This window comes from Echinicola rosea (assembly GCF_005281475.1).
Taxonomy (GTDB): Bacteria; Bacteroidota; Bacteroidia; order Cytophagales; family Cyclobacteriaceae; genus Echinicola; species Echinicola rosea.
The window spans coordinates 5,946,313-5,961,122 of sequence record NZ_CP040106.1 but is presented as its reverse complement, the minus strand read 5'-3'; the positions used below and the strand labels follow the sequence as shown (position 1 = coordinate 5,961,122).

At 46.6% G+C, this 14,810-nt stretch carries 11 protein-coding genes; 9 read left to right on the top strand and 2 right to left on the bottom strand.

What is annotated here, in order from left to right; all coding sequences use genetic code 11:
- The first annotated feature begins 410 nt into the window (after positions 1-410).
- The 7 genes from FDP09_RS23220 (at position 411) to FDP09_RS23190 (ending at position 8,662) form a co-directional block, all read left to right on the top strand.
- On the top strand, positions 411-1,922 hold the full coding sequence (locus FDP09_RS23220) for an arylsulfatase (protein ID WP_137404820.1): 1,512 nt from the start codon (positions 411-413) through the stop codon (positions 1,920-1,922).
- Between the two features lie 201 nt (positions 1,923-2,123).
- Positions 2,124-3,089, top strand: a complete 966-nt coding sequence (locus FDP09_RS23215) for an AAA family ATPase (RefSeq protein WP_137404819.1) — start codon at positions 2,124-2,126, stop codon at positions 3,087-3,089.
- Between the two features lie 9 nt (positions 3,090-3,098).
- Positions 3,099-4,037, top strand: coding sequence for a DUF58 domain-containing protein (locus FDP09_RS23210; RefSeq protein ID WP_137404818.1), 939 nt, complete (start codon positions 3,099-3,101; stop codon positions 4,035-4,037).
- 2 nt (positions 4,038-4,039) lie between these two features.
- The gene (locus FDP09_RS23205) at positions 4,040-4,537 is read left to right on the top strand and encodes a DUF4381 domain-containing protein (RefSeq protein WP_229683458.1); all 498 of its coding nucleotides are present in this window, start codon (positions 4,040-4,042) and stop codon (positions 4,535-4,537) included.
- A complete protein-coding gene (locus FDP09_RS23200) occupies positions 4,524-5,531 on the top strand; it encodes a VWA domain-containing protein (protein ID WP_137404816.1) in 1,008 nt (335 codons plus the stop codon). Before FDP09_RS23205 ends, FDP09_RS23200 begins: the two co-directional genes overlap by 14 nt.
- The gene (locus FDP09_RS23195; RefSeq protein WP_229683457.1) at positions 5,518-7,248 is read left to right on the top strand and encodes a VWA domain-containing protein; all 1,731 of its coding nucleotides are present in this window, start codon (positions 5,518-5,520) and stop codon (positions 7,246-7,248) included. Before FDP09_RS23200 ends, FDP09_RS23195 begins: the two co-directional genes overlap by 14 nt.
- Positions 7,232-8,662: a BatD family protein gene (locus FDP09_RS23190; RefSeq protein WP_222840313.1), complete on the top strand. Its 1,431-nt coding sequence runs from the start codon at positions 7,232-7,234 to the stop codon at positions 8,660-8,662. The genes FDP09_RS23195 and FDP09_RS23190 overlap by 17 nt, the downstream gene beginning before the upstream one ends.
- Positions 8,663-8,736: 74 nt before the next feature.
- On the opposite strand, the gene FDP09_RS23185 is transcribed toward FDP09_RS23190, so the two are convergent.
- Entirely contained in the window at positions 8,737-10,050 is a 1,314-nt protein-coding gene (locus FDP09_RS23185) for an aminotransferase class I/II-fold pyridoxal phosphate-dependent enzyme (protein WP_137404815.1), read from the bottom strand.
- A gap of 160 nt (positions 10,051-10,210) precedes the next feature.
- Between FDP09_RS23185 and FDP09_RS23180 the strand changes: the two genes are divergently transcribed.
- Positions 10,211-10,462: a CBU_0592 family membrane protein gene (locus tag FDP09_RS23180; protein WP_137404814.1), complete on the top strand. Its 252-nt coding sequence runs from the start codon at positions 10,211-10,213 to the stop codon at positions 10,460-10,462.
- On the opposite strand, the gene FDP09_RS23175 is transcribed toward FDP09_RS23180, so the two are convergent.
- The gene (locus FDP09_RS23175) at positions 10,423-11,025 is read right to left on the bottom strand and encodes a TetR family transcriptional regulator (protein WP_137404813.1); all 603 of its coding nucleotides are present in this window, start codon (positions 11,023-11,025) and stop codon (positions 10,423-10,425) included. The genes FDP09_RS23180 and FDP09_RS23175 overlap by 40 nt on opposite strands.
- A gap of 542 nt (positions 11,026-11,567) precedes the next feature.
- Here FDP09_RS23175 and FDP09_RS23170 point away from each other — a divergent pair.
- Complete coding sequence (locus tag FDP09_RS23170; RefSeq protein ID WP_229683456.1) at positions 11,568-14,801, top strand: SusC/RagA family TonB-linked outer membrane protein; 3,234 nt, start codon at positions 11,568-11,570, stop codon at positions 14,799-14,801.
- Positions 14,802-14,810 lie beyond the last annotated feature (9 nt).

Below are 14,810 nucleotides of genomic sequence, written 5' to 3'. Positions count from 1 at the left end.
ACTATTCCTGCGTTACAAAAAGACTTCCGTAGCTACGGATAGGGGTGTTTTTTGTGCCTTGATCTCGTCCAAAATCCGCTACCGCCTTACCCGTCATTTAAGCGTCGAATTAACACTAGTGGTTTCGCAGCATTGCTGTCGGAACAACGGTGTTTTTCCTACATCGGCTATTACAATTTTAAGACTTAAGATAAGTCGAACCCAGGTTGTAAATTGTTATTGCACAATTATAACACTGTTTTTTAATCCTTTTGGTCATAATTCCAAAATGCTAATTTTTGCCAAAATTGGTAAATATTGGCAGTACTTTGGTGATTTCTCGCAATCGAAGAATTGATAATGGTTAACTTCTCATCACAATCAACATGTTAAGCAGAACCTTTATTTATTTACAATTAATTCTATGATGTATGTTTAAGAAAATTTTAGTGACTTGCTTTTTGGCGGCCAGTAGCTGGCAAATAGCAGAAGCACAGGAAAAGCCCAATGTCCTGGTGATCTGGGGCGATGACATTGGCTGGTCCAATGTGGGCTTCAATAACAATGGCATGATGGGGTACAAGACACCTAACATCGACCGAATAGCCAATGAAGGAGCCGTGTTTACGGACTGGTACGGTCAGCAATCGTGTACTGCAGGAAGGGCGGCATTTATTCTTGGTCAGCACCCATTCAGGACGGGTTTGCTCACGATTGGGATGCCGGGAGATAGCCATGGGATCCAAGAATCGCAGCCGACTATTGCCGATCTACTCAAGCCACAGGGTTATGCTACGGGCCAATTTGGTAAAAACCACTTAGGAGACCAGGATGAACACTTGCCTACCAACCACGGATTTGACGAGTTTTTTGGAAACCTGTATCACTTGAATGCAGAAGAGGAGCCGGAAGGATATTACTATCCGGATGATCCTGAGTTTAGAAAGAAATTCGGCCCAAGGGGCGTGATCCACAGTACCGCTGATGGCAGCATCGAAGATACGGGCCCTTTGACCAAACAACGTATGGAAACCGTTGATGATGAGTTTGAGAACGCTGCTATTGAGTTTATCGAAAAGGCCCATGCAGACGGCAAGCCTTTCTTTGTGTGGTTGAGTGCTACGCGTATGCACGTTTGGACACACCTGAAAGAGGAAAGCGATGGGGTGACCGGTATTGGGCTATATCCTGACGGCATGGTAGAGCATGACAAGGCTGTGGGAAGAATCCTCGATAAACTGGATGAGCTGGGCATTACTGATAATACGATCGTGATGTATTCTACGGATAACGGTGCAGAGAAAGTTACTTGGCCTGATGGTGGCAGTACTCCTTTCCGTGGTGAAAAAGGAACCACTTGGGAAGGTGGCTTTCGTGTCCCTACGGCCATCCGCTGGCCAGGAGTGATCGAGCCAGGTACGGTTTACAATGACATCTTCAGCCATGAGGACATGATGCCTACTATTTTGGCTGCTGCTGGTGAGCCGAATATCAAGGAAAAAGTACTGAATGGCTATCAAGCCAATGGGAAGACGTTTAAGCAACACTTGGATGGCTACAATATGATGCCGTTTTTTAAGGGTGAAGTAGAAGAGTCGCCTCGAAAAGAAATCTTCTATTTTGATGCTGGTGCCAATCTAAATGCCATTCGCTATGGCATGTGGAAAATTCACTTTACCATTATGGAAGGAGATATTACCCAGGCATACAGAAAGTCTCCAAGCTGGCCACTGATTGTAAACCTACGGGCGGATCCGTATGAGGTTTCCCCGGATTCCAGAATGTATGTTCGTTGGTATGGTGAGAACATGTGGCTCTTTGTGCCGGCACAGCGTTACGCTGCTGAGTTCTTGTCCACCTTCAAGGATTTTCCTCCACAGACAGGATCTTCTCTGTCCATCGATAAGGTGGTGGAACAAATGGGAACCTCTCCAAGAAACTAAAGAGAAGTCCATTTTAGTTTAAACTTTTTTAATGGGGCAGTTCTTCTGTAGCTGCCCCATTTTAGCTATTGGTGAATAGGGAATGCCGATAGCTTTATTGTCCAAGAAACATAGGGAGCAGTTAGGCTACGGAAGTCTATGGGCCGTGGAGCGCCTATCCAGTCACCAATCACTCCATCACCAATAACCAGTACGCACTACATGACAGCAAATGAATCAATAAAGGAACTTAAGACACGGATGTCAGCCTCCATCATCGGGCAGGATACACTGATCGAAAGGATTATTTTGGTGTTGTTGGCCGATGGCAATATGCTTTTGGAAGGCTTGCCGGGCTTGGCCAAGACACGGGCGATCAAGACGCTTTCCAAAGAACTTGACTGTGGATTGAGCAGGATACAGTTTACACCGGACTTGTTGCCTTCTGATATTACCGGGACGGAGATTTACCAACCTGAGCTAAAGGAGAAATTTGTTTTCCAACAAGGCCCGATTTTCAATAACCTGATCTTGGCCGATGAGATCAACCGCGCCCCTGCCAAGGTGCAGTCGGCATTGCTTGAAGCCATGGAAGAGCGACAGGTGTCGGTAGCTGGGAAGACCTATGCCATGGATCCGCTGTTTATGGTCATGGCCACCCAAAACCCCGTGGAGCAGGAAGGGACTTATCCACTTCCCGAAGCCCAGATGGACCGTTTTCTGATGCACGTGATCATTGACTATCCAGATGATGCTGCCGAGCTGGCCATTCTCCGGCTCAATCGGGAGGAGCAGAAAAAGACCACTGGGGAAGAAAAGGAACGGCTGAGCCCTGAGGTGATTTTTGCGGCAAGGCAGGAAATCGCCACCGTGAAGATTTCAGAAGCCATGGAAAAGTACATTGTGGATATAATCTCCGCCAGTCGGTACCCCCAAAAATACAGTGAAGAATTGGATAGCTGGATTGAGTTTGGTGCCAGCCCAAGAGGAAGCATCGCCATAGACAGGGCTTCCAGGACCCATGCTTGGATGCAAGGACGTGACCATGTCACTCCAGAGGATATCCGGGCAGTGGTGCACGACTGCTTGCGCCATCGCTTGATCCTAAGCTATGAGGCCAATGCAGAAGGCGTGACAGCAGACAAGGTGTTGGAGGAATTGATCGGTAAAGTAGCCGTGGTAGCATAAAACGTCCTTATGGCCAGTAGTCAACAGAAATATCCCAAAGATGTATTCACCTCCCTGGAGGAGTTGCTTAGGATGGAGTACCTGGCGCATCATTTTAGCCTTCAGGCCAGAAAGCAGAAAGTAAATACCATTTTGGCAGGCAAACATGCCTCCAAGCTCAGGGGGAGGGGATTGGATTTTGAGGAGGTAAGGAATTACGTAAAGGGAGATGATATTCGCAATATCGATTGGAAAGTCACCGCTCGAACACAGCAAACGCACACGCGGGTCTTTACCGAAGAAAAAGAAAAACCGGCACTCATTGTGGTGGACCAGTCAAAATCCATGTTTTTTGGTTCCCAAAAGCGCACAAAAGCGGTGGTGGCTGCTGAACTTGCCGCAATGCTGGCTTTCCGCGTACTCAAGGAAGGGGATCGCGTGGGGGGAGTGGTCTTCGCAGATGAGGGAATAGACATTGTTTTTCCTAAGCGCGACCGTAAAAATATTCTTCGTTTATTGGAAAAAATTGTTTCCAGAAACCATGAGTTGGCTACTTCACAGGCTATTGATTTTGATATGGCGCTCAAGGAGGTTGTTGCCCGAATCAGGAATATCGTTACCCATGATTTCTTAGTTTTTTTTATTGGTGATTTTCACCGCTATTCTCCCCAGACTATCAAATACCTCAAGCAGATCGCCCAGCACAATGATGTGGTAGTGGCCAAGGTGTTTGACCCCATGGAGCGGGAGATTCCCAAATCAAAATTTGTCGCGGGAAACCTCCAGTACCAAGTGAGCATCGATGGCCGCAAAAAGCCTTTACAAAAGCAATTTGAAGAAGGTTTTGATGCGGATCTAACGGCTTTTGAGGCGACCTTGAAAAAACATAAGATACCTGTCTTCAGTGTGGACACGGTAACGCCAATCGAAAGCCAAATCAAAACTTATTTTAAAAAAGGAAAGCGATGAACATGATGGTAAGACAAGATACGTTGGCTACCGATTCATTGGCGCAAATCGCTGCCGGACTTAAGCTGGGACCCTTGCAGGAGCCGGAGGCGGTGTCCTTTACTTTTGAGACCATTGGCTGGCCTATTTTGGGTGGGCTGGGGTTGTTGGGGATTGTGGTGTTGGTGGTTTTGCAGGTGCGGGCATATCATAAAAACCGGTACCGTCGGGAAGCCCTTGCTGAACTGGAAAATGTGGCCAGCGGAAAGCGTCCTTTGTTTTACAGTTTTGTGTTGCTGAAGCGTACGGCGATGCATGCTTACGGACGTGACACGGTAGGACAAATGTACGGAAAGTCTTGGTACACCTTTTTGGACAAAAAAGCCCAAGGGGTTGGCTTCATGGCGCTAGAGGAGCGGATAGACCGGCTGATTTACCAAGATGAACTGCCTGAAGAGCAAGTAAAGACAGCCATTATTACCAACACTAAAAAGTGGATCAAAGATCATGCTACCCGCTAATTTCGAAATCGGCTATCCTTGGATGTTTTGGCTGTTGCCATTGCCCATACTGCTGTTTTTTATCTTGCCTCCACTGCGGATAAAAAGCCCGTCGCTGCAATATCCCGGGTTTGAAAAGGCCTTGGATTATACGGGGGACAAGCCACGACGGTCGGCATTGGTCAAAAGACGTAATTTTTTCAATTGGCTGATATTGATCTTGGGATGGGTATTGGTCGTGGTGACCCTTTCTTCGCCCCAGCTCGTGGGAGAGCCCCAAATGAAAGTGAAAACTTCACGGAATTTTCTGATCACAGCAGATATTTCATTCAGTATGGCCCAAAAGGACTGGGAGGTAAATGGTGAAAAAGTAAGAAGATGGGATGCGGTAAAGTCCCTGATGCATGATTTTATTGAAAAGCGAAAAGGGGACCGAATGGGCTTGGTTTTTTTTGCGACCAATGCCTATGTCCAAGCGCCTTTTACACCTGATCTGGGCACGGTGGATCAGATGCTGGAGGAAGCGGATGTGGGCATGGCGGGGCAGATGACCCATATCGGAAAGGCCATCACGAAAGGCATTGATATGTTTGATCAGGATACGATCAAGACCAAGGTGATGTTATTGCTGACAGACGGTGTGGATGCAGGGACGGATGTGTTGCCACTGGATGGGGCAGACATGGCCAAACAGGACTCGGTGATCATCTATACCATCGGCATCGGTAATCCGGGCGATTCCGGATCAGACCTGGATGAGAAGACCTTGCAGCAAATTGCGGAAATGACGGGCGGAAGGTATTTTCTCGCAAAAGATGCGGGGCAGTTGCAACAAATCTACCAGGAAGTGGATACGCTGGAGCCGATCGAGTATGAAGAAGAGGAGCACCGCCCGGTGACTTTATTGTACATGTATCCTTTGGCGGCAGCCATGATGTTGCTATTCATGGCCAGTTTGCTGAATAATTTGGGAGGCGTAATAAAAAAAGGAATGAACAAAGATGGGGATGTTTGATGACTTGTTTCCGATAGATTGGGGAGCCTTTCACTTTTTGAGGCCACAGCTGCTTTGGGGTTTTGCCGGAGTGGGGTTGTTGCTTTTGATAGGCCTGGCCAATTTACGTGAGCAAAGTAGCTGGAAGAGGTACATTGCCCCTCATCTTCGCCCCTATATGATCAGTAAAGGCAGCGGTCGGGTCAAGCTGTTGATGCACCTGTTGTTGATGACGGTGCTGGGCTTAGGTGTCCTAGGGCTGGCGGGGCCGACTTGGAAAAAAGTAGAGCTGCCCGGTCAAGTGCTCGAAACGCCCATGGTGATCCTGCTCGACCTGTCCCAAAGCATGATGGCCGATGATATTCAGCCCAGCCGTCTAGAGCGGGCAAAATTTAAAATAACAGATTTCTTGGATGCGGGACCGGGAGCACGTGTGGCACTGGTGGGCTATGCAGGAACGGCACACACCATAGTGCCACTGACCCGGGATTACAAAATCATCAAAAGCCATATCGAAACACTATCTCCCAAGGTGATGCCTTTCAGGGGATCCGATCTCTCTAGCGCATTGGTGTTGGCCGATAGTCTAATGAGTGTGACCTCGGCCCCTGGTACAGTGCTGTTGTTTTCGGATGATTTTGAAGGGGAAGATTTTGACCTGGTGCAGGAATTTGTAGGTGCAGGAAACCGTAAACTGGCAATCATGCCGGTGAATACTCCTTCGGGAAGTGATGTGCCCGCATTTTCAGGAAAAGGTGTGTTAAAGACCGACGGCAATCCCGTGCATTCATCATTGAATTCCGCAGTACTTGGACAGATCAATTCCCTCGAAAACAGTGCGGTACATTCCCTGACTTTGGATAACAGTGATGTGGAATTGATTGCCAAAGATGTCCGTGAAAACCTGAAATTCACAGAACAACCAGAGGAAAAGAAGGACGAGTGGAGGGATGTCGGCTTGTTGTTGGTCATTCCAGCTGCACTCATTTTGTTGATGTGGTTTCGTAGGGGCTGGGTAGTGTTTGGCTTGGCGGTAATGCTCAGCTCCTGTGGCCAAAAACAGCCCGTGGAGCACTTTGCCGATCTATGGTACACCAGGGATTACCAGGCTCAGAAAAAAAGCAATGCGGGAGATTTTGAGGCGGCGGCAAAATTATATGACAATCCCCTCCGCAAAGGCGTGGCATTTTACAAAGCAGGAGATTATGAGGAAGCGATTCAGGCCTTCAGCCAAGATACCAGTGCCATAGGTGCGTATAACTTGGGATTGGCCTATTTCAAAAACGGTGATTATGCAGCGGCCCAGATGGCATTCGGGGTGGCAGCTTCCCAAGATCCTGGGTTAAAAGTGGCCCAAGACAGTAAAATGCAACTGGACAAGGTGCTTTCTGGCGGAGGTAAAATCGATCCTTCCCAAGCAGAGGAGCAGGCGGAAAACGGCCCTGCCAAAACCAGACAAAACAAAAGCATGGAGGACCTCAGTGGAGGAGGACAGGAAGCAACGAAAAAGGACATGGAGAAAGAACGCTTGTCGGAGACCGCCACTACGGGTACCAGAACCGCCAAGGAGCTGGACGAAGTTCCTGATGATTTGAAGATGGCCGGCAAGTCCGATGATAACCAAGAAGTCCTGCTGCGTAAAATTGATGATGATCCGGCTCGGTTTTTACAAAAGAAATTTGAATTCGAGGTGAAACGCAAAAAAATGAAACCTGATCCCAATGAGAAAAGCTGGTAGCCTATACATGAACGCAACCCGTAAGAGTGGCTTGGGGAGGCTTGCAAAGTTCCTTGACTGGGAGAGACAGGCCGATAACTATTGGCGTGCAGGATGCTTGTGTGTACTGGCATTTTGTTGTGTGTTGCTTCCTGTTTCAGGACAGACCCTCTGGAGTGAAGTGCAGCTGAATAAGAGCACAGCATATGTGGGAGAGCCCGTGCAGGTTACTGTTCGCGTTTACACGTCCACCTGGTTTACCAAAGGCGTGGACCCGGGCAATATAAAAGTGAACGGCGCCTATACCGTTTTCTTTCGTAATGTCAGCACCAGCACTTCCAAAAATGGAAAAACCTACCCCGGGGTAGAAATGATCTACAATGTTTTTCCCTTTGCCAATAAGGATGTGCAATTTCCTGCCGTAGAAATAGAAGTAGAATCACCGGAAGATGGAGACTACAAGGGAAAGCCCCACACCATAACGACCAAGGCACGGGTGATCAAGGTCCGGCCGATTCCTCCCGGATTTAATATCAACAGTTGGCTAGTCTCGAGTAGCTTTAGTGTGCGGCAGGAATGGAGTGGCAGCTTGAAGGACGTCAAGGTCGGTGATGTCATCCAGCGGAAGATCATCAGGAATGCGGACAACACCGTGCCGCAGCTGATCCCTCCTATAGCATGGGACAGCCTGCCGGGTGTCAGCCAGTATCCCGGTCGAAGTGATATTCAAAATATCCGTACCAAAACGGCCATCGGTGCAGTACGGACAGAGGTGACGCGCTACCTTTTTGAGAAGGAAGGGGCAGTAGAGATCCCCGAGATGGTATTTACTTGGTGGAACCCCTACCAACAGCAACTCTATAAACGCACACTCCCAAGTGTAAAAGTCAATGTAAACCCCAATCCCGATTTGGGGATGTTGGAGACCTTGAAGGATTCGCTGCTTACCGTCCAAAAAACAGAAGCCGCTGTGGCAGAAGAGAAAGCCCCATTGACCTTTCTGGGGCTAAGCCCAGAGAAGTTGGCGGCCATGATTGTCTTGGTGGCCTTATTGCTTTATCTGTTGGTGAAATGGGTGCCTCGTCTGATCAAGCGGTATCATGAGAAAAAGCAACAGTACCTGCGCTCTGAGCCTTACTTCTTCGATCAGTTCAAGGAAGCGGCAAAAAGCAAGCGAGGCAATGCGGCCATGAATGCCCTCTATCGCTGGATTGACCAACTAGGCCTGAAAGAACCGACACTGCATTATTTTGCAGAAGGATGGGGCAGTCCTGGACTGAAACGCCACGTGAGTCAATGGTCTTCTGCCGATGAGAAGGGCTTAAAGCTGAATGGAGATTTGCTGAAAGAGCTAACGCTTTCCAGAAAGATTTATCTTGATGCGGAAGACGAAATAAAGCCCGTCACCAATGAAGGGTTTTGGATCAATCCTTAGTAACCTCATATTTCGATTTTCTAAAATTATCCCATCCTCTGGAGGATAGACAAGTCCGCTCGGCCTGACCTCACTTAATTATGTTTGAGATAGTCTTCCAGTCGTTGGATGGCTACCTGCAGGGCTGCTTTGGTGTGGGAGGAGATGACCAATCTGAAATGTCCCTTTTGGAGGTGCCCAAAGCCTTCACCTGGCGTCAGGAGAACCCCGGTAGATTGATAAATATCCATCCACAGGGCCTTTTGGCCTTCATCGGTGTTTTCTGCAAGCCATGCAGACAGGTCAATCCAGACGAAGAGACTTCCGCGTGAAGGGACATAAGGGATTTGGAGTTTTTTTAGTGATGCGACGACCATTACGTAGCAATCGGTCAGCTCTTTTTGGTAGTGCGCAATATAATTTCCAATGAATTTTCGGTCTTCCAACAGGCATTGTAGGAGCCACTGGGTGTGGTTGGAGACCGAGTGGGTGAGATTGGTGTTGGCATAGGCTTTTAGGAAGGCCTCATTATGGGAATGGACCAGGCCTACCCGGAAACCAGAAATGCCAAAATCCTTGGAGAATGAATACCAAAGGTGGAGATAAGGGCTTTGGTGTTTGGCCATGATCTTTCCAAACGAACTAAAAGGTTCCGGGTTTTTGTAATCACCGGCTATGGCCGGGTGAGTGGTGTCAATGAGTGAAAGCCCGTAAATTTCATTGACGATAAGGTGGATCTTGTGATCGATACACCAAGCTGTGATTTCGAGAAGTTGCTTATGCGAATAAACAGCTCCTGTAGGATTGTCAGGACTGGTCAGTACCAAAATTTTGAATACTTCTCCAGCTTCAGTAAGCCTGTGAAGGGTTTCATCCAAATGTTTTATAGTGAGGGGAATGCCGTTTTTCAGTTCGTCAATAGCATGGTGGGTATGCAGGTCAAAGCGCTTGAGGCCCGGTATGGCGCCAATGTCGTTTTTATAGACGGGGTATGCAGGAGCGGGAAAAACAGCTGTGTCGCCCTGATCGGCAAGCAAAAAGGCAGTGAGGTCAATGGCTGAAGTCAGGCCAGAAGAAAAAGCCAAATGGTCTTTGCTCACGGGGCAGCCAATAAGGAATTCAGAGAGAAATTGGGCGACAGTTTCCCGGAAAGTATCCACGCCCAGGGTGTTACCGTATTTAGAAGCCCAGTCGGGGATTTTTACGGTTTCTTGGATGGTTTGGATGTTATCCTTTAGCAGGTGCCATCCCAAGACATTTTCCGCCATATTTAAGGGGAAGGTGCCTAGGGGATTTTCAGCCGGGTCGTAGAGGTTATCCAAGGCTTCAAAGTAAACTTCCAAGTCGGCCCTCATACTACTTTGGGCTGCTTTAAGTGCCCTTTCGGAAATGCTGTTGTGCTTGGTCATGGTTAATGTAGGGTAGGTGGTTGGTGGATGTTTGTATAAAGTTACAAAAGAGTTTTTGTCATCGATATAAGATGTATGGTGATTTGTGAATAGTTTTTAATAATATAGGGGTGCAGGCAGAGGTGCTGTGCTGTTAGACGTTGGACCAAAGCATAGTGTTATGGTATTTGAGATTTTCGGTTGGTTGGGAGCGGTGTTGTACATTGTTTCTTACTTTATGCTCTCCAAAGGATGGCTTAGGCAGGAGGCCATTACTTATCATTTGATGAATTTGGGTGGAGCCATCTGCTTGGTGGTGCATGCGGTACATTTGACAGACCGAGCCAATATTTTGGTAAATGGTGTATGGGCCATCATTGCTATAATGGCCATTTATAAATTCAGGTCTTCATTTCTGCGCAATAAGTCATAAACTTGTTCTTTGTAAAAAATAACTTTCTGGTCGTAAACTTCATCATTATCAATCATGGAAAGGTAATAATATGCACCTTCTACGACTACAAAAATCTGTTCGGCAAGCACTAGGGTGTTGGCTCCTTTGAGCGTTTCGTCCTTGTCTAGGATCTCTTTCAGGAACTCCCGTAGCCGATCATGTAGTCTTCTGTATTCCTTTTTGATTTTGTCGTTTCTAAAGATTAGGGCAAAGCAGCTGTAAAAGACACCATCATCAAATAGCAGGTTCCAATCCCTGGAAAAAAGCTTGTCTATGAAAGTTTTGGGATCTGCATGTTCCTTTTCTTTTAATTCACGAATGGCAGGCTCGTAAATCTTGAGGTACTGGTCAAGGATGTAATCGATTAGATGGGAAATGAGGATGTCTTTGGTAGGGAAATAATGCATGACCAAACTTGGAGGTATGTTCAGGTGTTTTCCGATTTTAGCGATTGAGGTGTTCTCAAGACCGTTTTCCTTGGCCAAGGAATAGAATCCTTCCACAATTTCCTTCTTCCTAATTTCCGAAATTTTCTTTTTCATGCTAAATATACTAATATTCCCCGTTTGCGCTTTGATGGTTCGGTTTGGTCGCAAGATATGATTTTGATTGAATGTTCAGTATATTTTGCTGACATTTTTCCCATTGGGTATATAGGCGCCTACCTGTCTCTTTATGGATTTTTGGAGACTTTTTTAACCCCGGTTGATGCATCTGGGATCTGGATAGGTAGGCTAATGTACGTTCCGGGTTTTAAAAACAATGAATAAAAGTGTGTGCTCAAGCAAGCTGCCAATAGAAGCCTATCATCTGCGGCAACCCTCGTTATAAATAATCTGAACTTTTCGCCATAATGTCCTTTTTAAGGTTTGTTATCCAATAATTTCGTTTTCGTGAAGTTTTGATTTTCAGTGTTATTTTAACGTTAAATATCTATAAATCGCAACAAAAAAGATATTGTTTTCTTTTGAATTGTTATTTTCAATATTTAATATTGAATGAATGTTCAATAAAAATATTGAATCGTTTTAAGTCTTGTTGGCATGGAATATTCCGTAAAAAACACCCGTTAAAAAATTATTTTATGAAACAGAATTTACACGACTACTCCGTATTCGGAAGGTTTGGAAGGAGATTGGGGACAATGGTTATTGTCTTCTTGTGCTTCCAGGAGATGGCCTTTGCGCAAGTGAACGTGAAGGGAACAGTTACTGATGCAGGAAACGGTATGACTGTTCCTGGTATTTCAGTGTTGGTAAAAGGAACACAAATCGGAACGGTGACCGATATTGAGGGCAAGTATTCCCTTAGCGCACCCGAAAGTGGAACCTTGGTTTTTTCGTTTATTGGTTACGCCAAGGCTGAGGTGCCGGTAGATGGACGGACGGTGATTGACGTGGTTATGGAAGAGGAAGAAACACTGCTTGATCAAGTGGTGGTAGTGGGCTACGGTACCCAGAAGAAGATCAATGTGACAGGAGCCGTTGACCAGATTTCAGGCGAGGATATTGTCAATAGACCGGTCGCCAATGTGATGCAAGGGCTTCAGGGAGCAAGTCCAGGGCTAAATATCACCTACAGAGGAGGCAAACCCGGTACTGTTCCTGATATTAATATCAGGGGATTTACGTCTATTAATGGGGGTGGTCCATTGATCGTTATTGATGGGGTAGCGGGGACTTATGATGACCTGTTGAGGCTGAATCCTTCGGATATCGAATCCTACTCTGTACTTCGTGATGCTGCTTCAGCTGCGATTTACGGCGCGAGAGCAGCATTTGGTGTGGTGCTGGTCACCACTAAGACCGGTAAAGAAGGGAAGCAACGCATTACCTATAACAACTACTTTTCTTGGGGAAAGCCCACGGTACTTCCCGACCCCATTACAGATCCCTATATATACTCAAGGGTCTTGGAAACTTCTACTAACAATACCCCTTGGGATTATGTGAATTACTCTGATGAGCACTATCAATGGGCAAAGGAGCGTTCTGAAAACCCTTCCGTAGAAGATGTCCGACTGGACCCCAATGATCCTACACGATGGGCCTATATGGGCAGTAATGATTGGTACGGGTACTTTTTTAATTCAGCCAGTTTTTCTACAAATCATAGCCTGTCCATCAGTGGCAGCAGTGGGGGAGAGAAGGCGATAGGGTATTACTTGTCAGCAGACTATAATAAGGAAAACGGGATGAATAAACTGGCACCGGATTACTGGGACAGGTACTCTATTAGGGCCAGAATCACTGTTAACCCGCTAAAGTGGCTCAAAATAGATAATAACTTGAATGTTTACCAGACCAAGCAAGCGGAGCCTACCAGTAGCATTACTGATATTTACTATTTGCAGCCGACGCAGGTGGCCGTCAATCCTGATGGCAGCTGGGCCAATACGGATGCAGGTAGATTGGCCGCAGAGCTGACAGATGGTGGAAGAAATCAGGATGACCGCATAGGTTTTCAAGATATCCTAAGTGCAACGGGTAGCTTCCTTGATGGCGATCTTACCGTAACCGGACGAGGCAGCTTCAAAAGGGAGCAATGGAAGTATCATTATGATACACGGAAATTTGATATTGGTTATGGGCCTGATGACATTCGGACAGAGGGGGGAGACGGCTCGGTAGTAGAACGAAACGGGACGCTTATCAATACCATTTTTGATCTGTTTGGTAATTATTCAACATCTTTTGGTGATCATGATTTTGGGATCTTGTTGGGCTATAATCAGGAAAACTATGAGTATTCTTCTGTGGAATCGGAGAAAAGGGTGCTGATTTCTTCATCCCTTCCTTATATAGGCTTGACTTCAGGTGATGCGTTCATTACGCCAAGTTATAGTACCTATGCTACCCGAAGTGCCTTCGGTAGGATAAACTATACGTTTAAGGACCGTTATATCCTTGAGATGAATGGACGCTACGATGGTTCTTCTAGGTTTCCTGTCAATGATCGCTGGGGTTTTTTCCCGTCCATCTCTGGTGCTTGGGTGATGAGCGAGGAGCGCTTCTTTGGAGGGTTACAAAACACTATTCCGACCTTTAAGTTAAGGGCGTCATATGGTAGCCTTGGCAATCAGGATGTGGCTAACTTTGGATATATTCAATCCCTTCCCACAGACCTGTCATCTTATTTGATAGATGGAAATCGCCAGACGGTGATCACTTCATCGCCAGCTTTGGCGGTGGATCCCAATAATTATACTTGGGAAAGAATAGTGACCAAAAACATAGGAGCGGACATAGGGATGTTCAATGATAAATTGACGGCGGCATTTGACTATTTTGTCAGGGACACGAAAGGTATGCTGACTGATCCTGTAGAGCTTCCGGGCGTGTTGGGTACCAGTCCACCCCAGCAAAATGCTGCCGATCTGCGTACCAAAGGCTATGAGTTGTCTCTTTCTTACAGGACCAGTTTTGGAGACATGTCCAATCCAGTGACCTTTGATGTCAAAGGGATGCTTTCGGATTCACGGTCCCACATCATCAAGTTTGAAAATGAAAATGGTTTGTTGTCGACCTATCGGGAAGGCCAGGAGCTAGGAGAGATATGGGGGTTGACCAATGATGGTTTTTTCCAGAGTGAAGATGAAATAGCCGCCTTGGACCAGACGGCGATTATTCCTTGGGGTGCATTGGATATTGTGCCCGGCTGGCCGAAGTACATTGACCAGAACGAAGACGGTAAAATTGAGCAGGGCTTGACCACTGGCGATCCGAAAGATTTAAGTATCATTGGTAATACAACTGCGAGGTACCGGTATGGGCTGAATATGAACTTGGCCTGGAATGGTTTTGACTTTTCGATGTTCTTGCAGGGTGTGGGTAAAAAAGATTATTACCCGCGGCATTACCTGTACTGGGGGCCGTATCAGCAGCCATATGCGAATATTTACCCTTGGAACTTGGACTTTTATAGGGCAACAGCAGATGACGAGGCATTGATGGCACAGCACTCCCAGTCCTATATTGATGCTGGACTGGCGGAGGCCAATTTGGACTCGGAATTTCCCGTACTACAATCTTGGATGGCCGATAATAATTATGGCGGGGGCTTGGATATTTCCCAGACCAAGTACTTGCAAAATGCCGCTTATCTCAGGGTAAAGAACATTACGATAGGATACAGCCTTCCCCGGTCTATCACGGATAAGATAAAGGTCAGCCGTTTAAGGGTTTTTGTGACGGGAGAAAATCTTTATGAATTTTCCTCTATCAAGAAATTTGTGGATCCAGAAGCGGTGAATGATGGCTATGGTTGGGCATATCCATTTCAGCGTAAGCTCGCTTTTGGGGTGAATATTGATTTGTAAAAATAGACA